The sequence below is a fragment of the Roseateles sp. genome, from assembly GCF_036486225.1.
In the GTDB taxonomy this organism is placed as follows: Bacteria; Pseudomonadota; Gammaproteobacteria; order Burkholderiales; family Burkholderiaceae_C; genus Roseateles.
Map to the genome: position 1 here is coordinate 15989 of NZ_DASVNZ010000027.1, position 24702 is coordinate 40690.

Annotated in this window: 37 protein-coding genes; 10 read left to right on the plus strand and 27 right to left on the minus strand. The window is 69.5% G+C overall.

Annotated features, from left to right (window positions below):
• The first annotated feature begins 8 nt into the window (after positions 1-8).
• Positions 9-479 (plus strand): helix-turn-helix transcriptional regulator, encoded by a 471-nt coding sequence (locus tag VF536_RS02730; RefSeq protein WP_331613251.1) that lies wholly within the window; start codon positions 9-11, stop codon positions 477-479.
• Here VF536_RS02730 and VF536_RS02735 read toward each other — a convergent pair whose 3' ends face one another.
• From VF536_RS02735 to VF536_RS02745, 3 genes are all read right to left on the minus strand, one after another.
• Positions 480-1898 carry a recombinase family protein gene (locus VF536_RS02735; RefSeq protein WP_331613252.1) on the minus strand — a complete coding sequence of 473 codons (1419 nt, stop codon included), beginning with the start codon at positions 1896-1898 and terminating at the stop codon, positions 480-482.
• Positions 1899-2024: 126 nt separating this feature from the next.
• A complete protein-coding gene (locus VF536_RS02740; protein WP_331613253.1) occupies positions 2025-2567 on the minus strand; it encodes a hypothetical protein in 543 nt (180 codons plus the stop codon).
• 245 nt (positions 2568-2812) lie between these two features.
• Entirely contained in the window at positions 2813-3037 is a 225-nt protein-coding gene (locus VF536_RS02745; RefSeq protein ID WP_331613254.1) for a winged helix-turn-helix domain-containing protein, read from the minus strand.
• Between the two features lie 240 nt (positions 3038-3277).
• Between VF536_RS02745 and VF536_RS02750 the strand changes: the two genes are divergently transcribed.
• Entirely contained in the window at positions 3278-3442 is a 165-nt protein-coding gene (locus tag VF536_RS02750) for a hypothetical protein (RefSeq protein ID WP_331613255.1), read from the plus strand.
• A complete protein-coding gene (locus VF536_RS02755; protein WP_331613256.1) occupies positions 3439-3648 on the plus strand; it encodes a hypothetical protein in 210 nt (69 codons plus the stop codon). The genes VF536_RS02750 and VF536_RS02755 overlap by 4 nt, the downstream gene beginning before the upstream one ends.
• Here VF536_RS02755 and VF536_RS02760 read toward each other — a convergent pair.
• Positions 3620-3823, minus strand: a complete 204-nt coding sequence (locus tag VF536_RS02760; protein WP_331613257.1) for a hypothetical protein — start codon at positions 3821-3823, stop codon at positions 3620-3622. The genes VF536_RS02755 and VF536_RS02760 overlap by 29 nt on opposite strands.
• A 73-nt stretch (positions 3824-3896) precedes the next feature.
• Between VF536_RS02760 and VF536_RS02765 the strand changes: the two genes are divergently transcribed.
• The 7 genes from VF536_RS02765 to VF536_RS02795 all read left to right on the plus strand — a co-directional run bounded on the left by VF536_RS02765 (position 3897) and on the right by VF536_RS02795 (position 6445).
• Positions 3897-4343, plus strand: coding sequence for a hypothetical protein (locus tag VF536_RS02765; RefSeq protein ID WP_331613258.1), 447 nt, complete (start codon positions 3897-3899; stop codon positions 4341-4343).
• 23 nt (positions 4344-4366) lie between these two features.
• Complete coding sequence (locus tag VF536_RS02770) at positions 4367-4729, plus strand: hypothetical protein (RefSeq protein WP_331613259.1); 363 nt, start codon at positions 4367-4369, stop codon at positions 4727-4729.
• 23 nt (positions 4730-4752) lie between these two features.
• A complete protein-coding gene (locus tag VF536_RS02775) occupies positions 4753-4932 on the plus strand; it encodes a hypothetical protein (protein WP_331613260.1) in 180 nt (59 codons plus the stop codon).
• Entirely contained in the window at positions 4929-5249 is a 321-nt protein-coding gene (locus tag VF536_RS02780) for a hypothetical protein (RefSeq protein WP_331613261.1), read from the plus strand. Before VF536_RS02775 ends, VF536_RS02780 begins: the two co-directional genes overlap by 4 nt.
• Before the next feature lie 96 nt (positions 5250-5345).
• Complete coding sequence (locus VF536_RS02785) at positions 5346-5492, plus strand: hypothetical protein (RefSeq protein ID WP_331613262.1); 147 nt, start codon at positions 5346-5348, stop codon at positions 5490-5492.
• On the plus strand, positions 5485-5868 hold the full coding sequence (locus tag VF536_RS02790; protein WP_331613263.1) for a DUF6221 family protein: 384 nt from the start codon (positions 5485-5487) through the stop codon (positions 5866-5868). Before VF536_RS02785 ends, VF536_RS02790 begins: the two co-directional genes overlap by 8 nt.
• Before the next feature lie 220 nt (positions 5869-6088).
• On the plus strand, positions 6089-6445 hold the full coding sequence (locus VF536_RS02795) for a hypothetical protein (RefSeq protein ID WP_331613264.1): 357 nt from the start codon (positions 6089-6091) through the stop codon (positions 6443-6445).
• Here VF536_RS02795 and VF536_RS02800 read toward each other — a convergent pair.
• From VF536_RS02800 to VF536_RS02910, 23 genes are all read right to left on the minus strand, one after another.
• Positions 6442-6630, minus strand: coding sequence for a hypothetical protein (locus VF536_RS02800; protein WP_331613266.1), 189 nt, complete (start codon positions 6628-6630; stop codon positions 6442-6444). The two genes, VF536_RS02795 and VF536_RS02800, sit on opposite strands and share 4 nt — an antisense overlap.
• A 10-nt stretch (positions 6631-6640) precedes the next feature.
• The gene (locus tag VF536_RS02805; protein ID WP_331613268.1) at positions 6641-6778 is read right to left on the minus strand and encodes a hypothetical protein; all 138 of its coding nucleotides are present in this window, start codon (positions 6776-6778) and stop codon (positions 6641-6643) included.
• Positions 6775-6987 carry a hypothetical protein gene (locus VF536_RS02810; protein ID WP_331613269.1) on the minus strand — a complete coding sequence of 71 codons (213 nt, stop codon included), beginning with the start codon at positions 6985-6987 and terminating at the stop codon, positions 6775-6777. The genes VF536_RS02805 and VF536_RS02810 overlap by 4 nt, the downstream gene beginning before the upstream one ends.
• A gap of 96 nt (positions 6988-7083) precedes the next feature.
• On the minus strand, positions 7084-7863 hold the full coding sequence (locus tag VF536_RS02815) for a hypothetical protein (RefSeq protein WP_331613270.1): 780 nt from the start codon (positions 7861-7863) through the stop codon (positions 7084-7086).
• A gap of 23 nt (positions 7864-7886) precedes the next feature.
• Positions 7887-8402, minus strand: coding sequence for a hypothetical protein (locus VF536_RS02820; protein ID WP_331613271.1), 516 nt, complete (start codon positions 8400-8402; stop codon positions 7887-7889).
• A gap of 6 nt (positions 8403-8408) precedes the next feature.
• Positions 8409-11144 carry a hypothetical protein gene (locus VF536_RS02825; protein ID WP_331613272.1) on the minus strand — a complete coding sequence of 912 codons (2736 nt, stop codon included), beginning with the start codon at positions 11142-11144 and terminating at the stop codon, positions 8409-8411.
• A gap of 11 nt (positions 11145-11155) precedes the next feature.
• Entirely contained in the window at positions 11156-12865 is a 1710-nt protein-coding gene (locus tag VF536_RS02830; RefSeq protein ID WP_331613273.1) for a hypothetical protein, read from the minus strand.
• A 6-nt stretch (positions 12866-12871) separates the two neighbouring features.
• Entirely contained in the window at positions 12872-13147 is a 276-nt protein-coding gene (locus VF536_RS02835) for a hypothetical protein (protein ID WP_331613274.1), read from the minus strand.
• Between the two features lie 17 nt (positions 13148-13164).
• Complete coding sequence (locus VF536_RS02840; protein WP_331613275.1) at positions 13165-13524, minus strand: hypothetical protein; 360 nt, start codon at positions 13522-13524, stop codon at positions 13165-13167.
• Between the two features lie 85 nt (positions 13525-13609).
• Positions 13610-14167, minus strand: a complete 558-nt coding sequence (locus VF536_RS02845; RefSeq protein ID WP_331613276.1) for a hypothetical protein — start codon at positions 14165-14167, stop codon at positions 13610-13612.
• A 65-nt stretch (positions 14168-14232) separates the two neighbouring features.
• Positions 14233-14622 (minus strand): hypothetical protein, encoded by a 390-nt coding sequence (locus tag VF536_RS02850; protein ID WP_331613277.1) that lies wholly within the window; start codon positions 14620-14622, stop codon positions 14233-14235.
• Entirely contained in the window at positions 14619-14912 is a 294-nt protein-coding gene (locus VF536_RS02855) for a hypothetical protein (RefSeq protein ID WP_331613278.1), read from the minus strand. Before VF536_RS02855 ends, VF536_RS02850 begins: the two co-directional genes overlap by 4 nt.
• Positions 14909-15253, minus strand: a complete 345-nt coding sequence (locus VF536_RS02860) for a hypothetical protein (RefSeq protein WP_331613279.1) — start codon at positions 15251-15253, stop codon at positions 14909-14911. The genes VF536_RS02855 and VF536_RS02860 overlap by 4 nt, the downstream gene beginning before the upstream one ends.
• Positions 15253-15894: a hypothetical protein gene (locus VF536_RS02865; protein WP_331613280.1), complete on the minus strand. Its 642-nt coding sequence runs from the start codon at positions 15892-15894 to the stop codon at positions 15253-15255. Before VF536_RS02865 ends, VF536_RS02860 begins: the two co-directional genes overlap by 1 nt.
• A 4-nt stretch (positions 15895-15898) precedes the next feature.
• Positions 15899-16438, minus strand: coding sequence for a methyltransferase domain-containing protein (locus VF536_RS02870; protein WP_331613281.1), 540 nt, complete (start codon positions 16436-16438; stop codon positions 15899-15901).
• Positions 16435-17457, minus strand: a complete 1023-nt coding sequence (locus tag VF536_RS02875) for a glycosyltransferase family 4 protein (RefSeq protein ID WP_331613282.1) — start codon at positions 17455-17457, stop codon at positions 16435-16437. The genes VF536_RS02870 and VF536_RS02875 overlap by 4 nt, the downstream gene beginning before the upstream one ends.
• A gap of 2 nt (positions 17458-17459) precedes the next feature.
• Positions 17460-17975 carry a hypothetical protein gene (locus VF536_RS02880; RefSeq protein ID WP_331613283.1) on the minus strand — a complete coding sequence of 172 codons (516 nt, stop codon included), beginning with the start codon at positions 17973-17975 and terminating at the stop codon, positions 17460-17462.
• A 14-nt stretch (positions 17976-17989) separates the two neighbouring features.
• Positions 17990-18955, minus strand: coding sequence for a phage major capsid protein (locus VF536_RS02885; RefSeq protein ID WP_331613284.1), 966 nt, complete (start codon positions 18953-18955; stop codon positions 17990-17992).
• Between the two features lie 57 nt (positions 18956-19012).
• The gene (locus tag VF536_RS02890; RefSeq protein ID WP_331613285.1) at positions 19013-19513 is read right to left on the minus strand and encodes a capsid assembly scaffolding protein Gp46 family protein; all 501 of its coding nucleotides are present in this window, start codon (positions 19511-19513) and stop codon (positions 19013-19015) included.
• A 176-nt stretch (positions 19514-19689) separates the two neighbouring features.
• Positions 19690-21060, minus strand: a complete 1371-nt coding sequence (locus tag VF536_RS02895; RefSeq protein ID WP_331613286.1) for an ADP-ribosyltransferase — start codon at positions 21058-21060, stop codon at positions 19690-19692.
• Complete coding sequence (locus VF536_RS02900) at positions 21008-22399, minus strand: phage portal protein (RefSeq protein WP_331613287.1); 1392 nt, start codon at positions 22397-22399, stop codon at positions 21008-21010. Before VF536_RS02900 ends, VF536_RS02895 begins: the two co-directional genes overlap by 53 nt.
• A 15-nt stretch (positions 22400-22414) precedes the next feature.
• The gene (locus VF536_RS02905) at positions 22415-24235 is read right to left on the minus strand and encodes a hypothetical protein (RefSeq protein WP_331613288.1); all 1821 of its coding nucleotides are present in this window, start codon (positions 24233-24235) and stop codon (positions 22415-22417) included.
• Complete coding sequence (locus VF536_RS02910; RefSeq protein WP_331613289.1) at positions 24213-24638, minus strand: hypothetical protein; 426 nt, start codon at positions 24636-24638, stop codon at positions 24213-24215. Before VF536_RS02910 ends, VF536_RS02905 begins: the two co-directional genes overlap by 23 nt.
• Between the last annotated feature and the right edge of the window lie 64 nt (positions 24639-24702).

Below are 24702 nucleotides of genomic sequence, written 5' to 3' on the forward strand. Positions count from 1 at the left end.
CCGCATCCGTGCGTGATATCACCGGAGTGACGCGCAAGGGCGCACGCTCTAACATTGTGCGTGTGGGCACACGTGATGAGTGGATGGGGATCAGAGGCGAGTTCTTTGCCTGGTTCGACCGGGCCAAGGACGACGCCGGCTTCACCTACGACTCGGATGTTGCCAAGGCTGCGGGCATGTCCCACACCTCCATCAGCGGATGGCGCAGCGGCAGGCAGCGGCCAACGGCCAAGAGCCTGTCCGACGTTGCCCGCGTGCTCAACAAGTCGGCCCAGGAGGCGTGGGCCAAGGCGGGCCTGATGACCGCGAGCGACGTACACAAGGCCAGCGCGCCGTCAATCAGGCAGGACCTCGCACTGATCGACCGCGCGCTGCGGGACCCCAGTACGCCGGCTGAGGACCTGGTTGTTATCGAAGCGACCCTGGAACTGCTGATGGCCAGGCTTGAGGCGCGGGAGGCGCGCAAGAAGGTGGCCTAGTCAGAGCCCCTCCTCAGTCCACCTCTCGCCCCACGTCATCGTGTCGCCCGTCCACCGCGTCCCGGCCAGCCGCCACATGTCGAACCGCGGCCTGCCGGGCACAGCCGCGTCCACCCGCAGCGAACACACCGCCTCGATAACCCGGCGCCGCAGCGCAACATCCAGGTCGTCCCACGTGCCCACCACGTCCACGCCCTCCAGCTCCCGGAGCGGAGCAGGCATGGACAGTCGGCGCACCTTCGCCTTGGCCTCCTCAATCGCGGGCAGCAGCCGCGCCTCCATCGCAACCAGCCCGGCAGGCGACAGCCCTGCGTCGTAGTAGCCCTCCATCTGGTCCTCGAGCGCCTTCTTCTCCTTCTGCGCCGCAACCAGCTGGGCATCGTCGCCAGCGGGCAGGAACGCCTCCAGTGCATCCGGTTTGCTCAGCCGCTCGAGCACCCTGCCGCGGACGAACCGGTCCAGGGCGTCGCCGTTGATGGAGGTGCGCTGGCACTCGGGGCAGTTGTACGTCCGGGTCGGGCCGCCGCGGTGCACGCGGAGCTTGCCCGACTTGCACTTGCCGCACAGCGCCACGGCGGACAGCGGCCACCGAAGGGCAGTACCGCGAGAGATGCGCCGGCCCGGCTCCCGCAACGTGGCCACCACGGCATAGTGCTCGGACTCGTCGATGATCGGCGGCCACTCGGCCTTGCCGATCACCTCGCCGCAGTGAACGCGCAGCGCGGCGTACGCGGGGTTGGAGGCGATCCGGCCCATGTGCGCCGACTGCCACAGCCCGCCTTCAGGCGCGGTGAAACCACGGTCGTTGAGGCTGCGCGCCAGCCCGTACAGGGAGCCGCGATCCCGGACGGTCTGAACGATCTCCCGTACCACGGCAGCCTGCGCCGGGTCGATGACCTGCCGCTCGTACTGGCCGGTCTTGTCGTACTCGCGGGCGTAGCCGTACGTCAGCCGTCCCGCCGGGCGACCGCGTGTCGCCGCCGTCCGCTTGCCGCGGGTGATGTTCTCGCTGATCCGCTCCGACTCGTCGGCCGCGTCAACGCCCTCGTCTGCGAGGGTGCGCCAGTCGCGCCGATTGCTGATGTCGTAGGTACGGTCGTGGGAGATGACCCTGATCAGGGTGCCCTTGGACCGGCACAGATCGAGCAGGCCGGCCCACCCGGCCAGGTTGCGGGAGCCGCGCGCGGTTGCCCACAGGGTGAGCATCTGGCACTGGCCCGACTGGATGTGCAAGACGAGGGCGTCGTAGTCGGCGCGTGCCTTCGTCGCGAACCTGCTGGCCGACAGTCCCGGGTCGGCGAAGAGGCGGCCCTCGGTGAAGCCGTTCGTTGCGCAGTCGGCGCGCCAGACGTCCTCCTGCGAGGTGACGCTGCGCCCGCCATCCTCGGTGGACTTGCGTCCGTAGAAGTCGGAAATCATGGCGGCAGCCTAACCCCGGATGCACTCTTACGTACACCTGCTTGTCCAAACGTACGCAAGGCGTACATGCAAAAGAAGAGGTCACACCGCACGCCCGATGCGATGTGACCTCTTCCGGTCCCGGTCTTACTCCTTCGGCGGATCCAGCCTCTCGGTCAGTCGACGCAACGCATCTGCGGCGCGACGCGATCGCATCGGCACCACATTGTCGCCGGTGGCGTCGGCCCCCTCGCGTCGGCGCTTGCGCTGCCGCGGAGCCTTGCGGCTCACCGGGCGGCTGTTGCCGTTGGCCGCCGGACGGTGAGCCGTGTCGGCCTCCTGGCTCAGCAGCTTCTCCAGTAGATCGATGACCCGCTTGCGGTCGGCCCGGTCCTCCGCCATCTCGTCGCGCATCACCCGCATCTCGTCGAAGATCGCAGTCGTCGACTGGATAACGTCAAGGCGGTGCTCGTTACCCTGCCGCATCACCATCCGGCACGCCAGCAGAATCGCGCCGATGGTGGTAGCGCCGATCACCATCCCGGCGAGCCCCGTGGGCAAAGTTGCCTGGGACATGAATCCGACCGTGAGAAGCGTTGGCAGCCCAAGGCCGCCGGCAGCCGTGGCGGACCAGCCGCCGATCAGCATGCCCGAGTAGTTCGGTAGTTTCTCGTAGTCGGAATGACTCATGCCCCGCGCCTCTCCGTTGAGTGAGCAACTCCGCCTTGGTCACTCACGCGAGGTCACAGCGTGCACCCGAAGAGTGATCGATTTCTAGACCCGTTCGCCCAGGTAAACCGCATCGAGGGATGTAACTCGCACGTGCGAGCAGCTGCAAGCAGCGGCGATTCCACCATGTGGACGATCACTGGATCGGTTTATGTTCACCAGAAATAACTAACCGGGCGACCCTGACCAGGTCTTTTACCCGATGGTCACTGTCGCGGACCCGCAGGCGTGGCCACAAACGTGCCCCTGCCCTGCACCCCGTACACCACGCCGCGCTCCCGCAGGACCAGGATCACTCGGGCAATGGTGCCGAAACCTACCGAGTACAACCGCGCCAGTGCGTGGTACGTAGGCAGCTGCGTGTGCGGCGGACCGTATTCGCCGGCCGCGATCCGTGCCGTCAGATCATCAACGATCTGAGCAGCGCTCATCTGTGGGGGCATGGTTGTGGAGCTCCAGAGTCGACATGCCACATTGAACACGACTCGGTGAGTGAGTTGCGCGCACAGGTCGACTTGTTCGAGTTATTCGAATAACCTCCGAGCAGGGGCCAGGGTCGACACCTGCCTCTTGCGCGCTGACCTCGGTGTCCGCTTGACGGCGGGGCCAGTTGCCCGGCGGCGGCCCCCCGAAGGGCCGCCGCCCTCCACACCTTTCGGGAGGAGTGGCACATGGACCAGGACTACCGCGACTGGCTACGCCGAGAGCTGGCCAAGCACGCCGACCAGCCCAAGCCCCACACCTGCCACGACTGCGCGAGTGCGAAAGCCGAGCTGCTGTTCTTGGGCGAGCTGCTCGACGACTCGACGCCGGCCGTGACGGAGCGTGCGGCATGACGCTGCTGCTGAGGTCCCAGCGCCTCGACCGCGAGCCCGTGTTGGCGCCGGGCACCGAGCTCACCTGCCAGCACGACGGCGGCGAAGTCCAGCTGGTCGTGTCCGCTCTTCAGCCGGCGCAGCATGACGGCCGGTGGGTGAACGGCACGGTCGGCGGTCGTCCTGCCGTGGTGTGGCTCAGCCTGCCTTCTTCGCCGCTCGCATGACCTCGTAGACGGTCGGCACGGAGACGTCGATCTCGGCGGCGATGTCCTCGGCGCGCTTGCCTGCCTCGCGTTCGGCGAGCAGTCGTTGGGCGCGGATGAGTCGCCACCTGCCCATCTCGGCGCGGTGGTGTTCGATTTGCTCGCGTGCGTGGCGGTCTGCCTCGGCGAGGTCCATGTCGGGGAACTCCTGGGTCACTTCTATAGGGTACCCCCTTGACGTCCTAGGGGGTACCCCCTACACTGAGAGCATGACGCAGACGATGACCGCCCCCGCCGACCGGATCCTCGACGCTGACCTCGACTTTCGCCGCGACGCCGACCACGACACCGTCATCCAGCCCGCGATGGACGCCTACATCCAGCAGCAGTGGGCCACCCACCGCGCCGTCATGACCCACACCCCGGCGACCACCCGCACCGAGTGCGGCGGTCGGCACGGCGGCGACTGGGACCGCTTCGAGTGGCGCGGCGAGACCGAGCGCGACGAGAAGGCGTACTGCACCTGCTGCGGGCGGCGGGCACTGGGCCAGATCAGCCCGTGGAAAGACGCGGCGATCGACGACTGGTACGCCACCCCGTACATGCGCCGCCAGTTCGCCCGGTCCCGCACCGCGAGCCGCCGCCTAGAGCTGGCCTACCGCCGCCTGGCTGTCCGGTCGCTGGGCCGCACCTGGGCCGCCGCCACCTTTGCCTGACCCGACCCGACGAAGGAACCGCCATGGAGCACCGCACGCAGTTCAGCACCACCGTCCTTGACGTAGCCCGCGACGCCGTCCGCATCCACCTCGCCTGCACGGGCTGCGACCTCATGGGCCACGTCGACATCACACCCGCGTCGAGCGCCGACCGCCTGATCGCCGACATCGCCAAGAGCCACGACACCCCGGACCTGTTCGCTGACCTGCCTGGCATGTGGGAAGAGGCCGACCTCACCGGTGGCCAAACCGACACCGAGCCCGCCGGCAAGCCGAAGGCACCCGCCTGCAACTGCTTCATGCGCGGCGGCAAGCACAGCTTCAAATGCGACCTCGCCCGCAACGGCAGGCCGCCGTACGACCCCAACGCCGAGCCCGCCGCCTGACCCGACAACCCGAGGAGGACACCATGAAGCACCCGTTCACTGTCGCCGTCCAGGTCGGAGGCGAGTGGCACGAGATCGCCCAGTGCCGTGCGCGCCTATGGGCTGGCGACATCGCCCTCGCGCTCGTGCAGTCTGGCTCGTACGCCACGGCCCAGGTTTGGGAGGACGGCGCGGTGGTCGCTACCTACGGGGAGCAGTCGTGACGGCTCCCCGTACGGCAGAGCCCATCGAGGGCACCGCCGCCGTGCGACCCCGCACCTACAGCAGTGCGGCCGAGCGTCGCTTCGACGTGATGTGCGACGAGGCGATCCACGAACTCGACCCGGACCGTGCGTACGAACGCTGGCTGGAGCACGAGGCTGAGATCGGCGAGGTGCTGGAGATGATCCGGACTGCGGTCGGCGGTGCGGCCCGTGACCTGCTCGCACGTGGCGACAGCCAGCAGGAGATCGCGGATCGGCACGCGTTGAAGAAGCGGACGGTGCAGACGCACGCCGAGCGTGCACCGATCGAGGTGTGACCCGCACTGCGCGGGGTGCAAGAGACGACGAGACCCCGTCCAGAACGCCGGTAACGCTCTGGACGGGGCACGCTGATGGTACGAGAGGATGAACGCATGGATCGCATGACGGAGCTGGCCGCGCTGGAGGGCTGGGCACGCAACCTCGCCGTGCCCGTCGAGGAACGGTTGGCGGCGGCGCTACAGGTGATCGACGGGCTGAACGCGCGGATCGAGGAGCTGACGGGCGGCGACGATGACTGACCTGGTGGCTCGGCTGCGCGAGGCGATCGGCGAGACCGAGCAGGTCGCCAAGGACGCCGAGCAGGAGAACTGGCGGTGGTACGCCGAGGACAAGACGGTCATGACCCACGGCCAGGACGGTGAGTGGGAGGGCTACCGCACCACGGGGACCCGCGCTGATGCCGAGCACATCGCCCGCCACGATCCGACGACGGTGATCCGACGTTGCGCGGCAGACCGGAAGATCCTGGACCTGCACGGGTTGATGCCCAGGCCGCTCAAGAACGGCATGCCGACCGGATGGGCCTGCTCAATCTGCGACGACGGCGAGGGCACCTACAACTACCCGTGCGAGACGGTGCAGATCGTGGCCGAGTTCTACGAGGTCGAGGCCTAGCGCTTGTCGCGCCAGTACCGGCCCGACTCCGGGCACAACCTGCACGCATCCGTTTGACTCCCCTCGCCCGCCTTGTGCGCGCCACCAGTAGGGCCAGTACCGCAGCAGGGACGGGGCTCGGGCTTCGGGTCGGAACTCATCCCAGCAGTCTGCACCAACACGAAAGAGGGCGTCACCCGGACCGAAGTCCAGGTGACGCCCTCAACGTTTGATCCGGCCCGTGCCACACCCCTGCATTCACGGGCCGGACGACTACGGTGGTCAGGTGCAAACGCCGCGCCACGACAGCCGCGACCGGATCCGCATCGCCGAAGTCTCCGGCGCGCTCAGCAACCTCGCGGCCAAGGTGATCCGCGGCGAACTCACCGACGAGCAAGCAGTCGCCGAGCTGCACGACATCACCCGCGACCGGCACCTGCTCGCGCACGGACTCGGCAACCCGGCCAAGTGGGCAGCCGACTCGGTGCCGCTACGCCTGGCGCTTGCCGCCGGCGTCGACCTGGTCGAGGCAGCCGCGATCTACGACGAGATGCACCCGCCCGGCGCCCGCGGCATGAGGCTCGGCCGGGAAGGCTAGCGCGGCGCGTCGACCGCGGCCGGCTTCGGCTCACCGCTGCGGTACGCCGCGAGCGCGGCCTGCCCGGCACCGACGACCAGGCCGATGAGCCCGGCCCACTTCGGGCCGATGATGTCGGCCAGCGCGGTGCCGGCGTTGAGGATCTGCGCGCCGGCCAGCAGCGCGGCGACGAGGCGGACGTTCACGACTTGCCTCCTACGGATCGGTGCGGAACCGCTGCGGCATGAGGTCTCGCAGCGACAGGCGCGGCTTTTCGAGCTCGACGCCGAACGCGTGGCGGAGCAGCAGGCCGAGGATGACGACGCCGCCGAGGGTGTGCACTGTCTCGATCACGACGCACCACCTCGGCGCTTGCTCGTGTTCATCAGGGCGGTCACGACGGCGACTGCCCCGGTCGGTCCGGCGGCGAGGACGTCCAGGCCGACGGTCTCTCCCTGTGTTCTGGCCATCAGCACGTACGCCCCCCAGACCAGCAGGACGATGCCCGCCAGGATCATCGGCCACACCTGGCAGCGTGGCGGGGTTGGAGCGGCGGCGGTCATCTGCTCACCCGCTCAGGACACTTACGCTGGTGCATGAGTCACCCTCCACCGGTGGCTCGCCCCGGCCGGACCACCGGCCGGGGCTTGATCGTGTGGTCAGCTGTCGGCCTGGGCCAGCGCCGCGGCGAGCCGGTCGCGCAACTGCTCGGCCTCGGTACGCGCAGCGGCCAGCTCGGCGCGGACCTCGCCCAGCTGCCGGCCGAGCCCGTTGGCGACTTCCTCGACCTTCGCGAGGATCGGCGCGGCGTCGACACCGCCGGCGGCGGACAGGGCCTGGATTGCGGCGAGCGCGGCCTTGTCGCGGGCCTCGTCGGCGGCCGCGGCGACGAGCAGCGCCTTGCCGGTCGCAGCGGCGTCGGTCGCAGCGGCGGCGGCGCGGTTGAGCACCTGGTAGGCCGGGTCGGTGCCGGTGCCGTCCTTCAGGTCGTGGGTCCAGAACGCGATCCGGTCGGCGGGGGTCGATGCCATGCTGTCTCCGTTCTCGACCGCCGGCCATCCGGCGGTGTTCTCGTCGGCCGATGCCCGGCCGGACGCGTGGATGTGGTCGGAGTGGTCGTCGCCGTCGAACTCCCGCTTCGTCCAGCCGCGGGACGCGGACCAGATCCAGCCATCGAAGATCAGGTAGGTGAGCCGGGCGAGCGCGGCCGGGTCGGCGAGCAGGTCGTCGATCAGTGCGTACGCGTCGGCCCGGGTGAAGTGCGGGCCGAGCATGATGTCGATCGCGCGGTGCTCGGGGACGGTGTCGGCGTCGGTCTGTTCGGCGCGGACGCCGGTGGTGTCGTCCTCGTTGTGGTCGCTGATTCGCAGGGCGTGAGCAGCGTCGCCCTTGCCGTAGATGACCACCCCGGGGTGGCGGCCGCGGACCGCGTCGGTCAACGTCTGCATGTTCCGTGCGCGCATCAGGTGATCCTCCAGACCTGTAGCCACGAGAAGTTCGACACGGTCGTCGTGCCCGCGTTGGAGGTGTTTTGCGCCCACCGGAGCGTGAGGTTGCCGGTCGTTGCGCCGGTCGACAGCGACCCGTGCAGCGTTACAAGGACGGTGCCGCCCGTGCCGCCCGATGTGAGCACGCTCGGAGCGATGGCCTCCGCGAAATTTGATGCTGTCGACGTAGTCAGGTCGATCGTCGGCCCGCCGAATACCATCGTCATTCCAGAAGGACCGGAGAACGTGAACTTGATGTCCGCCGTCGAGTTCGACGAGTACCTGATCCCCGCCTGCATGATGTAGCGGGCATTGCCGACCGACAGCGGTGCGATCAACTGCGTATCGTCGACCAGCGTCGAGCCGGTCGTCGCCGAGCTGACCGACTGATCCGAGGTCTTCGCGACCCTGAACGACGTGTCCAGGATCGCGTCTCGCAACTCATCGGCAATGATTGTGTTGCCGGCCACGATGTCACTGAACGCCACCATTCCCCCCTAAAGTCCGTAGCGGCCGGTGTCGGTCACGGTCACTGACGTGCCCGTGAGGTGCGCCTTGTCGGTTGCCAGCCGGACGAGGGTGAGGGTGTAATTCGGCGCGGTGCCGGTGATGGCTGTGCAGCTGTAGTCCAGGCCGCCGATGGTGACGTCGAACGGAAACCGGCTCGGGTGCGAACTGGTCGTGGCCCAGACTTCGCCGCCAGAGTTGACGTCAGCGGCCGTCTCGATGTCGGTCAGGTCCTCGGCTAGGACCGTGCTGTACGCGCCGAATCGGCCACGCTGGGCCGAGTGTGAGCCGTACACGGCAATCTGTAGCGGAGCAGACGGGGAGCCGTCGTAGCCGCCCGTCCAGCCGCGTGGCCGAAGCGTCTCCGTGTAGCCGTCGAGCATCCGGTCGTCGTCGGCCGTGCCCGACTTGGCGGGCAGGCCGGTCCGCACGATCCGAGACAAGCCCGGCCGCAGCCCGAGCCATGGCATGAGCAGGCTGGTCAGGTTGGCGTGCAGGTTGACGGGCGTGTTCGGGTAGCGCACCGCCTGGCCAGTGCCGAGGTTGACGCGCCACCTCGCCTGGTCGGGCAGCTGCTCATCGCTCTCGACGTTGACGGTTGCGTCCGCCTCGTAGCGGCCGAGCGCGGCGATGTGCGCAGCGTCGGAGCGTGTCGCCGACGACCCGTCTGGCCTGCTGGCCGTCACCGCGTTGACCACGCCCTGGTCGTCGTACGTCGGTGCGAGCACCGAAGCCGAGTCCCCAGACGTCACCCGATACGTGGCCAGGTTGATCGTCATGTCGGCGTCGCGGTTGACGCGGGCGGCGAGCGGCACGTACGACAGGCCGAACCCGTCGATCTGCTCCCCGAGCCACCCTCCGTCAACCAGGGCACAGTCCTGTAGCAACTCCAGGAACGTTGCGACTGGCTGCGGCCCCATCGGCTGCGTCGAGCCGCCTGCGACAATGTCGATGGCGACGTCATCTTCCAGGCCGAGTCGTGCGAGCCGATCAGTGGGGAGCTCGCCGACAAAGCCGAGCACCGCCTGATAGCGGTTGGCCGCAGCAGTGGCGTCAAGCGCCTGGTTATGCACTGCCGCATCCACGAACGACATGGCGGTCGACGTCGGGAACAGCACCGAGTTCATGTTGACCTCAGTGAGCGCGCCCAGTGTTCCCGCACCGCTATATGGCGAAGCGACCAGCACACCGTCCTGGTAGACCCTGACGTTGACGTTGCCGCCCGACTGCGCCGCAGTGACGAGGTAGTGGTGCCAGTTGTTGTCGACCGACCAGCTGCCGGTGAACGCCCCGCCACCGCCGCGCGTCACGAACTGCATCCCCGAACTGCCGGCGAATGGAGCGTAGATGTCGAGCCGTTCCCAGGACCCCGACGCGATGAAGATCGAGGCCAGTGCCCCGGCTGCTGCATCCGCAGCGGTGGCCACGAATTCCACTGACCACGCAGATGCCGATCCGTCAACGACCGCGCCGGACATTGAGGCGTTGGTTAGGTCGATCGCCGAGGCACCGACGCCCGCAGGCAGGTCGTCGTTTGTGCCAAACGTCGGGGTGCCGGCCACCACTCGCATGGGCTGGCCGCCGCTGATCGCGGAGCCGCCAAGCTCCGCGCCACTGCCGTCGCCGAACGTCCAGGCCGCGGACGGTCCGTCTGCAAGAATCGTTCGCTCCAGCGCCGCCCGAGCCGGCTGCGCGTTCTGCGACAGCGACCGCAGTCGGCCGCCGAGCGTCACCCGGGTCACCGACAGCGGGTCGCCGTCCGTGGTCGGGATGAAGTCCGGCTGCAGCGACGCCGTGAAGCCGGAGGCCCGGCCTACGGTGACGACCAGGTCGTCGTACGAGAACGTGACCGGGGCGTTGCTGTTGCCCGATGCAAGGCCGGAGCTGATGCCGATCCAGCCGGCCCGGGGCGCGGCGTCGTCGACAGCGGTGGCGTGCCAGCCCGCCGGCTCGCTGCCCGCGGCAGCCCACACCTTGATCGCGAAGAAGTTCCCGACGATCTGCGCACGGACACGCAGCGCCTGAGAGGAGGTGTGGGTCAGGCCCGCCACAGTCGCGGACGAGAGCAGGTTGCCGGAAGGGTCATACAGCTTGACCTGCACAGCCTCAGCGGTCGTGATCTCGACCCGAGCCGTGTAGAAGCTGGAGGTCGACGTGCCGCGGAGCAGGATGTTCGCGGGCTCGACGTTGCCGCCGGTGATGTTCGTGATCGCCAGCGACACGGTCACCAGCACCTCGACGTCCGGCACCTCGACGTCGCCGAGGTAGGAGGTTCGGTTGGCATTCGCGACCGGCACCAGGTGAGTGCCGACACCAGCGGAAACGTTCCAGTTCGACGTCACGACCGACCCGCCCGCGCCGAACAGCGTCCAGACGTAGCCGTCGTCGGTGCTTCCCCAGCCGTTGGTCACCGCGGTCGAGAACGTGGCCATGGCAAGGCGGTAGCGCAACCGCATCGGCAGGCCGAGGCGGACATACGGAAACAGGGTCGAGACCGGGTTGAGCGGCGACCAGGCGCCGTCGTCGTTGTCGATCGCGAACGAGGCGCTGCCCGCGTTAGCAGTCTGGGCACCGGGGCTACGGCCCGTGCGGATATGGACGTCAGAGCTCCGCACGAGCCGGTCGGAGATGTCGGTAAACGCGTACGCGCTCGGGTCGCCGTTCGGGTCCGCGCCGTACGCGGCCTCCAGGATGAGCGGCAGGTCTTCGTCGTCGGGGAAACCCACAGCTCACCGCCTCACTTGCTGTTCAGCGCCAGTACCGCATCGCCGCCGTTGAGGCCGCGAATCGTTTCCCGCATCGCGTTTATCAGCGCCTGCATGACCTGGTCGCCAGCCACGGCCACGGTCGGGGCATCGGCCGGAGCAGCCGCCCGCGAGGATGTGCCACCGAAGGCGAACGACCCGGCGAGCTGGCTGGCCGCGCTGGTCACCGTGGGCAGCTTCGACTCGACGCCGGACACCAGGCCCGATGCGATGGCCTGGCCGGAGTAGAAGGTGTTGCCCTTGCCGGCCAGCGGTCCGTACTTGGCGGGGCTGTGCTGCAGGTGGTTGTAGATGATCCCGCCGACGTTGCTCATGATGTTGCCGAGCGCGCCGAACTTCGCCTTGATGCCGTCGATCAGGCCCTGGACCACGGACTTCCCCGCGGCCAGCAGCATCGTGCCGGTGTTGCCCAGCGCCGCCTTGATCTTGTCGGGGATCTCGCCAACCGGCTTGATCAAGCCGGACACCTTGCCCGGAAGCTGACCGATCTTCCCGGTGAGGTCCTCGAACGCCCGCTTGAGGATGTCGAACAGCGGCTTGACCTTCGACATGTTCGCGGTGATCGCGCCGACGATCGCGTTCCAGATCACCTTGAGGCCGGTCATGACGTAGTCGAGCCCGTCGCCAATGCCCTTGGCGATCGCAATCACCCGGTTCGCGAAGCGCGCCAGCCAGCCGATCGCATCACCGATGAAACGGATCAGGTCCGCTACCCCACGGAGCAGCTTGCCGACGAACTCGATCACCTCGGGTTTGGTGATCGAGATGATGAACTGGCTCACCGCGTTGCCAATGTCGGGCAGCGCGCCGCCGATCTGCGTCAGGACCGGGCCGATCGCCTCGCCGAGTTTCTTCAGCGCGCCGGTCTCGCTGAACGACTTGATCAGGCCGCTGACGCCGCGGGCCAGATCCTGGATGCCGCCCGACTTCGCGATGTCCGCGAAGAACGTCTTCACGTCCGGCGCGATGTCCTTGAACGCCTTGCCGATGATCCCGAGCGCCTCGAGGAACGGCCCCTTGAGCGGCTTCGCGGCATCGGTCAACGTCTTGGAGACGTCGTCGAAGAGCGTCTTGACGCCCTTCTGTAGGTCGGCGTCGCCCCGCAGCAGGAACGCGCCCAAGAACACAGCGCCGAGCGACGCACCAGCCAGGATCACCGCGCCAGTCGCGGCCGCGATGAGCGGGCCGGCGAAGACCGCTGCGACTGCGCCGATGATGAGTCCGGGCAGCGACACCCCGAAGCCGTTGGAGAAGAGGCCGGCCGCAGCAGAGCCGCCCTCCTTGAAGGTGTCGGCGAGCTGCCCGCGAACGAAGTCCCGGTCGACGTCGACGTTCACCTTCTGGTGGATGGTGCTGCGGCTGTCGCTGCCGAGCCCGGTCAGAGACTGGCGGAACGCGTCGCGGTCCACCTCGACGGGCACGCGGACCGGCTTGAGTTTGCCGCCCGGGCCGCCGCGGAGCGGCTCCAGCTCCACCGGCACGCGCAGCGGCTTCTTCTGCGCGGCCAGCGAAGCGTTGAGCGCCTTCTGGTCGAACACCGGTGTCACCGGGATCTCGACGCCCTGGCCCTTGACGCCCTTCAGCGACTTGGCCAACTCCGCCTTGACCAGCTTGCTGAAGTTCCGCATCGACGGCAGCAGCGAGATATACCCTGCGCCAAGCTCCTCGGCCATCGGAATCACCTCCGATCAGCCGGGCACCTGCCCGTTGCGGTAGCGCGCCAGCAGCGCCTTGACCTCGTCGTTGCTGCGGCCGTGGCCGCCCCCAGTACGGGAGCCCTTGCGGGCCAGTGGCGATATCGGCTTCGGCTTCGGGCCGCGCTGCTTGCCGGACCGCTGCCAGTTCGCGAGCGCCAGCTGGTCGTGCACGAGGGCGAGCAGGTGGTCGTTCAGGCTCCACTCGTCACCGGCCAAGGCGCGGTGCAGCAGGGACTCGGGCGTCTTCTGCAGGGCGCCGACGAGCACGCCGTACCGGCGCAGGGTCAGCGCTTGCGGGTCCTCGACGTGGAAGAACCGCGCGAGGTCGGCTTCGACGGCCCCGCCGTGGGCGCGGTGGATCGCGACGAGGCCTGCGATTCCCCCGGCGCGGCCTCGGCGTGGGCGAGCCATGCCTTGACGAACGGCTCCAGCGCGCCGAGGCACGCGGCCTTGATCTGGGCCATGGTCGCCGGGTCGGTGCCGATGTCGACGAGGACGTCGAGCAGCTCGCCGTTGAGGATCCGGTCGTTCAGGTCGAGCGACAGGGTCTTGATGTTGGGCAGCTCGTAGGTCTCGCCATCCATACCCCTGAACGGGAACGGCGGCAGGACCAGGTCGGCGGTGGTCTGTGCGAGGTCGAACATGCGCGGGACTCCTTCGTGCGTGCGCAGGCTGGGTTGACCGACCGGCGTGGCCCGCGCAGAACACGCCGGTCGGGGTTCGTGACGATCAGCTGTAGCCCCAGTTCGCGTCGTCCGCGTACTTGGTGAACAGCACCCCGTTGGCGTCCGCGTAGGCGGTGATCGTGATCTCGTAGCCGATGGGCTCGCCGGACGCGTAGACGATCTCGCCGCGCTCGGTGACCTCGCCGTTGCCGATGTGGGTGCGGTAGTGCTTCGACCCGTCGACGACGTCGAGCACGAACGCGCGCGGGTCGGACTGGGCCGCGCCGACCTCGACCTTCCACTGGCCGGCCGAAACAACGGCGATGGTCGAGCCCTTGTAGTACAGCTCGACGACCTCGCCCTTCGTCTCGATCAGGGTCAGGGTGAAGGTGAAGAACGACTCGGTGGTCAGCGCCCGGACGACGGTGGCGCGCTGCCACGCCACGATGTTCTCGATCGTGTCGTTCGGCGTCTCGGTGACGCCGTCCTCGGACACGTAGCCCAGACCCACGAACGCGGCGTTGAGCGCGGAGATGGATGTGGTGGGGGCGGCGGTCCCGACGGGAGCAACGGACAGCTCCCCGGTGATGCCGACACGGACATTCGACGCGAGCAGCGTCATGGGGAACCTCCAGGCGGTGGATGCGGATTGGGGCGCATCCGGCGCGCGGAGCCGGTGCGGAAAGATCAGCGGGCGATCGCGGCGTCTGCGCGCACTTCGATCGACTGGGTCTGCAGGACCCGGGGCGTGCGGGTCAGAGGGTCGTCGAGCTGCCGCGGGCCGAGGACTTCCTCGACGCGGTACACGACCGGGCCAAGCGTCGTGGTCCCGGCGAGTTGGTGTACGGCGTTGCGGACCAGGTCGGCGATCTCGTGCGCCCGCGGCGACGTGGCCGCCCAGCAGGTGAAGTCGACGCGGGGCTTGTCCCGGACCGGCCGCAGCTGCGTGCCGCCGACGCGGCGGACCTGGATCAGTTCGGGCGGCCGCGGGTTCGGCACGTCGGACGCGACCTGCACGGTGGTGAGCGGGTCGAGGTAGGCGACGAGCAGCGCCACGATGTCGGGGTATGTGGTCACGGCAGCCTGCCCGCATCCATCGCGGCGCCGAGCGTGCGCCGGTCGCCCTCGATCGCGAGGACGGCCGGGTGCTTCGCGATGACCGCGGCCCGGGCCCGGATCCGGCGGCCGCCGGCCTGGCTGTCGACGAAGACCTCGACGGTGCCGGTGTGCGGCGGGTTGGCCTCGTACTCGGCGCGGGCGACGTCGGCGATCGCGTGGGCGCGGCGCACCAGTTCGGCACGGACGCCTTCGGAGCCGAGCTGCTGCTTGATGCCGCGCCGGTTCGGCGTGTACTTCTCGAGCCTCACCCGGTCACCACCCTCAACGTCGCCTCGGTGTGGTGGAAGCCGGCAGGGGTGTATGCCGGTTCGGGCGGGCCCTCGACCTCGAACGTCGGCCCGGTCCACTCGATGCGGTCGAGGCCCTGGACGTCGGCGTGGTTGGTGAGCATCAGCCACGCCTGCTCCAGCGGGTCGCGGCCGTCCTCGCGTGGCTCGGCCCGCCGGTCCTGCTGCAGCCACGCCCGGACCCCGGCGGTGCGGGTCGCGGCGCCGCCGTAGTCGCGCACCTGGCTGCCGTAGGTGTCGGTGGTGGTGGCGGGCCGGACGACGGTCACCTCGTGCGGCAGCATCGTGTCGGGGATGCCCATCAGCGCACCCGTACCGCGATCGTGCCCGACGTGCGCTTGTAGCGGGCCAGGTCGTCCCGGTCGGCATCGCTGAGTCGGACGGTCGCGCCGGGCGAGGCCTGGCCGGCGGCCTGGCCGTACTGGTAGGCGTACTGCCCGACGCGCTCCTGGACCAGGCCCTCGGCCATGGTCGGGGCGAGCAGCACCGACAGCACCATCCGGCAGCAGACCGCGACGACGTCGGCGGGGATGTCCGCGTAGCCGTGGTCGTAGGTGATCCGGAACGTGCCCGGCCCGGCCGCGTCGTACAGCGACTCGGGCAGGCTCACCCACACGTCGGACGCCGCAGGGTAGACCTCGATCAGGTCGATGCCGTCCCAGCCCCACGTCCCCTCGGGAAGCGTGAGGTCCGGCACGGGCGCGTAGCTGATCGCGACGACCGACGACACCGCGGTGACGGGCCGCTGCGGCAGCCGGATGAACGAACCTGCGGCCGTCAGCTGGACCACGTCGTCTTCGACCTGCTCGAAGTGCTGCCGGGTGTAGCCGCGGATCAGCCCGGACGCGTCGGCGAGCAGCGCCTCCGCGCGGGCGGCTTCGGTGGTGGTCAGGGTTCGGCCGATGCGGGCCTCGAGGTCTGCGACGGTTGCCAGCGATGCCACGGGGTCACTCCTTCCGCCACCAGAAGTAGGCGAGGACGTCGCCGACCCACTCGGCCACGACGCCGTCGCCGAGTTCGGCTCGCATGGCGTCAGCGGTCCAGTGGTCGACGTGCGTCTCGTACGGGTTGCCGTAGACCGCGCCCTGGTCGAGGTGCAGGACCGGGATGCTGACGATCAGGTTGGCTGCGGCCCGCTTGAAGTCGGCGATCAGCCGCTGGGCGTCCGCTCGGGGCATGTGCTCCAGGACGTCGCCTGCAATGACGAGGTCGGCGCTGAAAGCCGTGTAGTGGGCGTACACGCGGGCGTCACCGACGCGCACGTCGTCGTAGAGGTCTTCCAGGCCATATTCGCCGACGTAGGGTTCCCACGCCTCGTAGGCGATCCAGAAGGCCGAGTCGTGCGGCCAAGTCCGACCAGGCGGGCGCATGAGCTTGGCGTAGGTGCCGCTGCCGGCGCCGATGTCCACGACGGTGGCGGGTGCGATCTGCCGGTACCAGTCCAGGGCGGCGTTCTTGCCCTGCCCGTCGGAGTACGGCACGGTCACCGGGCCCTTCTGCCGGCAACCGCCTCGACGGCGTTGCACCAGCGGTCCAGGTCGTCGAGCGCGGCCAGCTGCTCGGCGCGGGCGCGAGCGCGGGCGGACGCGGCCCCGTAGGACTGCGGCAGCGCGAGGGTCCGCAGGGCGCGGACCCAGGCGTCGACGTCGTCGCGGTCGACGAAGATCCCGGCGTCGCCCAGCGACTCGCGCAGGCCCGGCGTCGGATGCGCGATCACCGGGATGCCGGAGCACAGCGCCTCTGTGCCGACCCGGCCCCACGACTCGTACGAGCTGGGCATCAGCAGCACCCGCGTGCGGGCGAACACCTTCTCGCGCATCTCGTGGTTCGGGACGTGGTCGAGGACTTCGACGTTGGGCAGGTCCCGAACCATCTGCGTGCCGTACGCCCCGCGCACGCCCAGAAAGCGTGTCTTCGGCATCCGCTCGGCGGCGGCCCAGAACGTCTCTGCGCCCTTGCCCATGCGGTTGCCGCGGCTGTCGACGTCCATCGGCCGCATGTTGACCAGCGTCACCCGGTCGCCCGGGGTCGTGGCGTAGTCGGCCAGGTCGACGAGCGGCCGGACGATCGCCGTCGCCGGCGGCGTGGCGCCGCGTTCGGCGAACCACTCGGCGAGGTCGTCGGCCATCCACTGGCTGTTGACGACGGCCAGGTCGACGCGCGCCTGCGGGGTGACGAGCGCGGCCTTGGTCACGTCGAAGGTGTTGTGGTGGATGAGCACGGTCGGGATGTCGTTCCAGTTACCGAGGAACGTCGCCCGCGGGGTGTTCATCAGGTGGCTCACCAGCACGTCCGCCTTCGGCAGGTGCTCGAAGACGTCCTTGCTGGTCACGTGAGGCCACACCCGGACGCCGTCGAGTTCGTACGGCCGGCCGGGCTGCGCGGAGAGGGTCACGTGGACCTCGTGGCCCCGGGCCGCGAGGGCGCGGAGCATGCTGTGGAGCATGGTCTCCGCGCCCGCGCAGTGCACCGGGACGTACTGGTGGGCCAGCGCCAGGACGCGCACGGTCAGGAGACCGCGGCCCAGAACGGGATCGCGCCGGCCGCCTCGGGCGTGACGGTGGTCGGCAGGGTCGCCTGCGAGCCCGCGTTGTGGGTCGCGAACCGCAGGTGGTTGACGGCCGTGATGCCCGCGTTGCCCGCGAACACCGTCGGCGCGCCCGCCTTGTTGAGCTGGCAGTCGGTGCCGCCGCCGCCGGACAGCAGCGCGATGTAGTGCCAGCCGGGGTCACAGGCGACCGGCGCGGTCAGCGCCAGCGTCTTGTAGCCGGTGGTCTCCAGCGTGGTGTTCGCCGACGCGGTGACGCCGAGCCGCACGCCCGCGGCGGTGTAGAGGCCGCCGAAGCTCGCGGTGACGGTCGCGCCGGCCACGCCGACGAAGCAGTGCACGTTCGTGACGAGGGTCGGGAACCGGAAGTTGACGCCGATGAGGTAGATCTCGGCGTCGACCGGCGCACCCTGGCCGTCGCAGGTCGCCGGGTCGAAGGCCCAGGCGAGCAGGCCGTGGTCGGACGGGGAAGTCATCTGTCGGTCTCCGATCAGGCGTAGTCGTAGGTGGGCTGGTTGAGGATGACGCCGAACGGGTAGCGGGTCGTCGAGGTGAGACCGGCCGCCTGCCCGATGCGGGTCTGCGGGTTCGCGGTCGCCCACGCCACCCGGAACACGGCCCGCCAGATGGTGGAGTCCTGCTGCATCGCGTTGAACACGACGCGGCCGTCGGCGTCGTTGATGACGCCGGACGGGTGCTCGGTGAACGTGATGTCCTGCCGGACGCCGACGATCGACTTCGACCAGTCGCCGTAGATCAGCTTGGCCTCGTCAGAGTCCCAGGCGCCGTTGGCCGCCTCCATGATCGGGTACCCGTAGAGGCCCTTGGTGATCGGACCGGCGAGGTTCGTCTGGTAGATCGGCACGCCGTCGCCGGAGCGCAGACCGACGAGCTCCCAGCTCATGCCCGGCTCGGCGGCGAACCCGGTCACGTTGAAGCCGTCGTTCTTACGCAGGTCCCGCGCGCCGAACGCGATGGACTGCGCGAGGTCGTCGCCCAGGCCGGACAGCACGGTGTTACCCGCGGCGAACGCCGACTGGTAGATCGGGCCCGGCCACGAGGTGGGCTTGTCGACGCCGAACAGCGCGGCCGCGTCCAGCGCGGCGCCCATGGCCTCGACGACCGCCGGACGGGTCTCCTCCCAGATCGGGAAGTTCATGTCGTCCATGTGCGCGTGCGGGATCGGCACGAGGCAGGCGAGCTCGGCGACGTTCAGCATGACGCCGGCCCACTCGTTCTTGGTGGTCTGCTTGAGGCCGGTGCTGTCGGTGCCGCCGACCCAGTACGCGCGGGCGAGCGCCGACACGGCGGGCAGCGACTGCGTGCGGGTCGACATGGTCAGCCGCCGGGACATGCCCAGCACGACCGACTGCTCGGCGAGCTCCTTGATGACCTGCGCCGAGTACTCCTGGGGCAGCAGGTCCGGATTCGACGTTGAAACGGTGTCGTAAGGCACGACGCCGACTCCTTCCTTGGTGGGGAGCAGAAGGCGTCGCGCCTATCTGCGGTGATGTCAGTTGCGGGATGAGCGCTTGCGCATCCACTCGTTCGGGTCGCCGGGTGCCGACGCCTGCCCTGCCGGCAGGGAGCCGGACTTCAGGGCCTCGACTGGGCGGCGGCCGCTGGGCTGCTGCGGCTGTGCGCCGGGCAGCGACTGCAGGAACTCGTCGGCGTCGGCGAGCAGCTCGTCGCGGGTGTTGCCGACCAGGCGCTTGGCCTGCGCGGCGGTGATGCCCTTCTCAGAGGCGACCTCCAGCAGCAGGGCGCGGCGTTCCGCAGCCTGCGCCTTGGCCTCCGCCGCGGTGACGGCGTCGGCGGCCTTCTGCGCCTCGGTCTTCTGCGCGTCGGCGAGCTTGTCGAACTCGCTGGCCTTCGTCTTGAGCTGGTCGTAGTCGGCGTACTTGCCCCGTTCGCGGGACAAGCGGTCGGCGACGATGCGGTCGAGGTCGGCCTGCGTGAAAGTGGTCGGCGCCGGATCCGCGGCCGCGGGTGGCGTCGTGGTGGGTTGTGTCATCGGAGATCTCCGTATGCCCGTCGGCTGGTGCACCGGCCTTGAGCGCGGCCGTGGCGCTTACCCCGCAGATTTGCGGGTGGTCTTGGGCGGCTCGGTGGCCGCGTCGGGTTGCCGGTCCAGTCGCACCGGGTGGGTCGCGGTCAGCCGCTCGCGGGCGCGGGCCCGGTCCTGCTCGGTCACCGCACGACCTCCACCTCGATCTCGCGCGGGTCGGTGCCGGGCCCGGTGTCGGATACGACCCGCATCCGCAGGCCGCGCTGCAGCAGCAGCTCGGACTCGAACCGCTCGTTCGACAGCTCGATCGCGCCGACGCCCCGCGGGACGAGGATCCGCATCGCCATCTTCTGCAGGCCGAACATGAAGCCCTCGATGACGGAGCGGTCCGTCGACGTCGACACGTAGGCCTGCTCGGTCCACTCCGCGCCGGCCAGGTTCACGCCGGCGGCGTCGCCGAACACGACGGCCGGGTTGCCGATACCGCGGTGAACCACGACGTCGGATGCCAGCGGCGAGCGGGCGAACGCGGCGTCCATCGCGTCGACGAGGTCGCCGACGTCGGCGTCGGCCTGGTCGCCGGTGCCGCGCAGCGAGTCGTTGATCGCGCCGAACTTCGCGCCCTTGTACTGGTCGATCGCGTCGGACTCGGCCGGCCGCAGTGCTTTCGGGTCGCGCAGGCTCGACTCGCGCAGCGCCGACAGCGGCGCGGCGGCCCGGGCCTGGGCCCCGGTCAGCGCGGCGTCGACGCGCTCGTCGAACGACGGCGCCGGTTGCTGCTGCGGGCGGTTGTCCCAGTACTCGCGCCAGGCCCGGATCGCCTGCTTGCCGGACTTGCCCGCGGTGACCTCGTTCCACTGGTCCTGCAGGTCCTGGACGTACTCCGGCTCGTCCTCGTCCTCGTACAGCGGCTCGGCCGTGCACTGGTCGCGGTCGTGGAAGTCCAGGCCAAGCGCCCGCTTGCCCTCACCGCGCGGACGGCCGGCGCGTCCGACCACACTCAGCGCGGTCTCCGCGGACTTGTAGACCGCACCGCGACCGGCCAGTAGCGCACACCAGGCACACGGATCGGCGTCGGGCACGCGCCGCCAGCCGACGATCTCGTCGGCCCGCTCGACCGTCGCCATGATGGTCTTGCGGCTGCCGGTCATCGCCAGCCGCTGCGCCGCACCGGCCATCGCGCTCGCCATGGCCTGCCGGGACGCGTCCACATCCCCGGTCGCGGACATGTGGGTCTTGAAAGCGACCGGACCGGTGACCCGCAGCGAGGTGTGCGCCTGCTCGAGGTTGAACTGTGCCAGCACCGGGGTGACGGTGCGGCCCTCAATGCCGGCGTGCCGGGTCAGGTAGCGCCGGGCCAGCTGGCGCAGGTTGATGAACCCGGCCGAGACCAGGGCGAGCAGGTCCGGCAGGACCTCGTTGTACCAGGCGTCGATGTCGGCGGTGCGGGCGCGGCGGGCCAGCCCGCGCACGCCCTGCTCCACGACGTCGGCGACGAGCTCACACTGGTGCTGGTGCGCCAGCGTCAGCCGGTTGGCCTCCGGACTCGGCATTGAGCATCCTCTCCAGCGCAGCAACCGAGTTGTTGGCCTGGAGCAGCTCCCGCGCCCGTTCGATGTCCTGCTGGGTGAAGCCGGGCAGCCGCTCCCACAGGATCTCGACGGGCATGCCGAGCATCGTCGCGATCTTGCCGTAGGCGTCGGCGACCTGGGCCAGGGAGCGGGACTCGGTGTCGCGCCACACGACCTGCGCGGAGGTCTCGTCCCACGCGCCCTTGATGCCGGCGGCCTTGCCGGCCAGGCGCAGCAGCTGCTCGTTGGACTCGCCGAAGCTGGTCTTGCGCTCGCCGACCTTGCGCTGCAGCCCGGCCTCGATCGCGGCCAGCGCCTCGGCGGACAGGTTGCTGATGCCGTCCGAGACCAGCAGCGCGTGCGGCGGCACCTGCGCCACGGCGGAGGTGATCGCCAGCGTCGACTTGCGGGAGTTCAGGTAACCCGACAGGTCCGTCTCGGCGAAGTCGCCGAACTTGCCGTCCGGGCTGGTGTTCTGCCACACCCGGTTCACCGCGGCGTTGAACGGCTCGACCGCGTTGCCCTGCTCGTCCTCGGCGATCGCCATACCAGTCGCCCAACGCTGACGAAATGCCGCATAGTGCTGCGCCATCAGCAGCCCGAACGTGGTCTGCTGGAGCTGGTCCTGCAGTGGCATCAGCGGTTCGACCTCGCCCTGCGAGCCGTCGTCGATGTCGCCGTACTCGTTGAGCCAGCGCACCACCGGCGTCACGCCCAGTCCGTGGTCCTTCGCGTCGACGAAGGTGACGGTCTTCTCGTCCTCGGAGCCGCGCAGCTGGTAGGAGTGCGTCTCGTCGAGCAGCCGCAGCCGCCGGATCCGCTTGCCCTTCTCCAGCGTCGTGTCGGAGATCAGGGCGTAGACCGGCCACTCGTCGTTGATCGGGTCCTCGTACACCGCGGTGAGCGCCCGCGGCGAGTACGGCGTGATGACCGCCGACGCCCGGCCGTTGACCTTGCCCGGCAGCGCAGTGGCATACGACGCGCCGTAGGTCAGCGCCGACCGGTAGATCCCCGACTGGCGGGCGTCCATCCGGTTGTCCTGCCACACCTGCCACGCCGGCGCGTTCACCGACTCCAGGTGCGCCCGGTAGCCGTCGGAGAACAGGTTCTGCGCCACCGTGGTGACGACCAGCGGCATGATGTTGATCCGCGACTGGTCGACCAGATCCTTGTACTCCGCCGACGCCGAGCGCGGCACGTAGATCCGGCACACCAGATTGCGCATGTACGCGCGGATCAGGTCCAGGCGCTTCGCCTCGGTGCGGCGCACCGCCAGCAGCTCCCGCGCCGTCTCGACCGCGTCGTCTTCGCTGAGGGCCACGTGATCACCCCCAGGTCATCCCCAGGCGACCACGCGGCCTGCCTGCTTACCCTTCGGCGGTGCGGTCAGCACGCCGCTGTTCAGGACGATCCGTCGGCCCATCCGGGCGCCGACCATGCACACCGCGGCGTCGCAGTGCTTCTTGCTGTCGCGCGACGCCTTGCCCAGCGACGTGCCCCACTTGTTCGTGCGCCGGTGCGCCTGGTGGGTGTGCAGCCGCAGCCGCGGGTCACCGTCGTGGGTGAGGGTTCCCGTGCCCGGCTGGTCGTCGTCGCCGTTGATGTCGCGGCGGGTCGCCATCGCGGCCTCGGTGAACTGCCTGTTGCGCTGCTCGCCGCCGAGCTGGGACAGCCGCATGTCGAACAGCACGCTGTTGCCCTGCGCGCCGGGCGTCGCCCAGATCGGCAGCTGCTCGCGCAGGTCCCGGTGCAGGCCGTCGATCATGTCGCGCCAGTACAGCGCCTCGGTCTCGTCGTCGGTCGCCGGCGACGGGTCGATGCCGAACCACATCACCGAGTAGCGCTCGACCGCGGCCCGGGCCGCGGCGTCGACCTTCTCGCGCGGTGCGAGCCAGCCCTTGCCGCGGTCGCCGTGCGGGCGCGACCACACCCCGAGGGTGAACACGTGCCCGTCCGAAACCCGGCTCGCGACCAGGGCGGTCGCGTCGGAGCTCTTGCTGCAGTCGAGGAACATCGTGATCCGCTCGCCGTCGTCGACGACGATGTCCGCCCGAGCGAGAGCGTCGAACGCCCGCGGGTCGATCCAGGCGTCCTCGGCCATCGCCAGGCCGTTCAGGTAGTAGCGGATCGAGTCGGCGATCGTGGTGCGGATGTCGAGCATCTCGCCGGACAGGCGGACCAGGTCCGACCACGGCGCGTCCGCATAGGCCGCCCGCAGGCCAGCCGCCCGCGACTCGTCGTCGTAGATGTCGGTGTCCGGCGGCGCCTCGATCGAGTCGTACAGGATGTCGGCGAGCTTCGTCAGCCCGGACACCTGCGCCTGCCAGGCGTTGTACGACTGCTCGGCCACCGAGTCGTTGCCCGGCGAGTGCGCGTTGGTCATCTCGACCACGCGCGCCTGGACGTCGAACGGCGACTTGCCGACGTTGCGCCGCGCCACCGCGGCGACCAGGTGGCCGCCGCTGCTGTGGGTCATGTGGTGCGACTCGTTCAGCAGAATGAAGCTGGCCGGGTCACCCTCGGAGGACTTCTCCGACGCGGTCAGGATCTCCAGCAGGCCGCCGGACTTGCCCGCGATCGTGCGCGTCAGGCCGCAGTCGAGCTTGAAGAACTTGCGGGTCAGCGCGCCGAGCATCCCGTTTGCGACCCGCAGTACGTCCTTGGACTGCGCCTCGGAGTTGCTCGCGATCTGCACCAGCGCCATGCGCCGCTGCTCGCCGGTCCAGCGGCCGTTCTTGCGGACCAGCCGCGACGGGCCGAGCAGCTCGATCAGGCACAGCGCCGCGCCGAACGGGTCCTTGCCGGTGCCCTTGGCGCCGCGCTTCACCCCGGACCGGTACAGCCACCGGCCCGTGTCCGGGTCGTAGGCGTACCAGAGGATCAGGAAGCGCTTCTGCCCATCGGTGAACTTCCACCGGGCGCCGGTCAGGTGGTGCAGCAGACCCGGCGCGCCCTTGCCCTTGGATTCGTCGAACGTGCGCCACTCGGCCCAGTCGATGATCTGCGGGCCCAGCGAGTTCGCGATCAGGTGGGCCTTCTCGCCCGGATCATCCGGCCACGGCAGCGAGCACCAGGCCGTCGTGCCGAACCACGGGTCTACGCGGTAACCCGCGGGGATCTCGGCGAGGTCGTGCTCAGAGATCGCCGTAGCGGTCAATGGGTGTCACCGACGCCAGGTGCGGCGTCTCGTCGGCCGGCTGGCGTTCCAGCTCCATCCGGACCCGCCGCCGGTCGCCCTCGGTGACCAGCAGGTTCGACATCCCCGACATGACCGCCGCGAACAGCTGCGCCGAGAACCGCTGGCCGGCATGCAGATTCCGCGACATCGCCTCGGCCAGATAGCAGGCGGTCGCCCAGTCGGACGGCTCGTAGAACTGCGACTGGCCCGAGTCGGCCAGCGAGGCGAACCAGCGCTTCGCGATCGGGTGCCACGCCTCGTCGGCGTCCGGCACCGCGACGTCGCCGACGACCGGCACGCGCTCGACGGCCTCCTTGTCGGCGCTGCTCAGGTGGCCCAGGCGCTCCTCGATGCGCTTCGGGACAGGACCTCTCGTGCCCATGGTCACCCCCAGTAGTCGCTAGTGGATCTCGGGGCTTGGAAACCCGGGCTGAATGGCAGGCCCT

Excerpts from the sequence above, each read along its gene's own strand:
- VF536_RS02735 (WP_331613252.1), bottom strand. The coding sequence starts at position 1,898 with ATGATTTCCGACTTCTACGGACGCAAGTCCACCGAGGATGGCGGGCGC.
- VF536_RS02740 (WP_331613253.1), bottom strand. The coding sequence starts at position 2,567 with ATGAGTCATTCCGACTACGAGAAACTACCGAACTACTCGGGCATGCTG.
- VF536_RS02745 (WP_331613254.1), bottom strand. The coding sequence starts at position 3,037 with ATGAGCGCTGCTCAGATCGTTGATGATCTGACGGCACGGATCGCGGCC.
- VF536_RS02750 (WP_331613255.1), top strand. The coding sequence starts at position 3,278 with ATGGACCAGGACTACCGCGACTGGCTACGCCGAGAGCTGGCCAAGCAC.
- VF536_RS02755 (WP_331613256.1), top strand. The coding sequence starts at position 3,439 with ATGACGCTGCTGCTGAGGTCCCAGCGCCTCGACCGCGAGCCCGTGTTG.
- VF536_RS02760 (WP_331613257.1), bottom strand. The coding sequence starts at position 3,823 with ATGGACCTCGCCGAGGCAGACCGCCACGCACGCGAGCAAATCGAACAC.
- VF536_RS02765 (WP_331613258.1), top strand. The coding sequence starts at position 3,897 with ATGACGCAGACGATGACCGCCCCCGCCGACCGGATCCTCGACGCTGAC.
- VF536_RS02770 (WP_331613259.1), top strand. The coding sequence starts at position 4,367 with ATGGAGCACCGCACGCAGTTCAGCACCACCGTCCTTGACGTAGCCCGC.
- VF536_RS02775 (WP_331613260.1), top strand. The coding sequence starts at position 4,753 with ATGAAGCACCCGTTCACTGTCGCCGTCCAGGTCGGAGGCGAGTGGCAC.
- VF536_RS02785 (WP_331613262.1), top strand. The coding sequence starts at position 5,346 with ATGGATCGCATGACGGAGCTGGCCGCGCTGGAGGGCTGGGCACGCAAC.
- VF536_RS02790 (WP_331613263.1), top strand. The coding sequence starts at position 5,485 with ATGACTGACCTGGTGGCTCGGCTGCGCGAGGCGATCGGCGAGACCGAG.
- VF536_RS02810 (WP_331613269.1), bottom strand. The coding sequence starts at position 6,987 with ATGACCGCCGCCGCTCCAACCCCGCCACGCTGCCAGGTGTGGCCGATG.
- VF536_RS02820 (WP_331613271.1), bottom strand. The coding sequence starts at position 8,402 with ATGGTGGCGTTCAGTGACATCGTGGCCGGCAACACAATCATTGCCGAT.
- VF536_RS02840 (WP_331613275.1), bottom strand. The coding sequence starts at position 13,524 with ATGTTCGACCTCGCACAGACCACCGCCGACCTGGTCCTGCCGCCGTTC.
- VF536_RS02845 (WP_331613276.1), bottom strand. The coding sequence starts at position 14,167 with ATGACGCTGCTCGCGTCGAATGTCCGTGTCGGCATCACCGGGGAGCTG.
- VF536_RS02860 (WP_331613279.1), bottom strand. The coding sequence starts at position 15,253 with ATGGGCATCCCCGACACGATGCTGCCGCACGAGGTGACCGTCGTCCGG.
- VF536_RS02880 (WP_331613283.1), bottom strand. The coding sequence starts at position 17,975 with ATGACTTCCCCGTCCGACCACGGCCTGCTCGCCTGGGCCTTCGACCCG.
- VF536_RS02890 (WP_331613285.1), bottom strand. The coding sequence starts at position 19,513 with ATGACACAACCCACCACGACGCCACCCGCGGCCGCGGATCCGGCGCCG.
- VF536_RS02895 (WP_331613286.1), bottom strand. The coding sequence starts at position 21,060 with ATGCCGAGTCCGGAGGCCAACCGGCTGACGCTGGCGCACCAGCACCAG.
- VF536_RS02910 (WP_331613289.1), bottom strand. The coding sequence starts at position 24,638 with ATGGGCACGAGAGGTCCTGTCCCGAAGCGCATCGAGGAGCGCCTGGGC.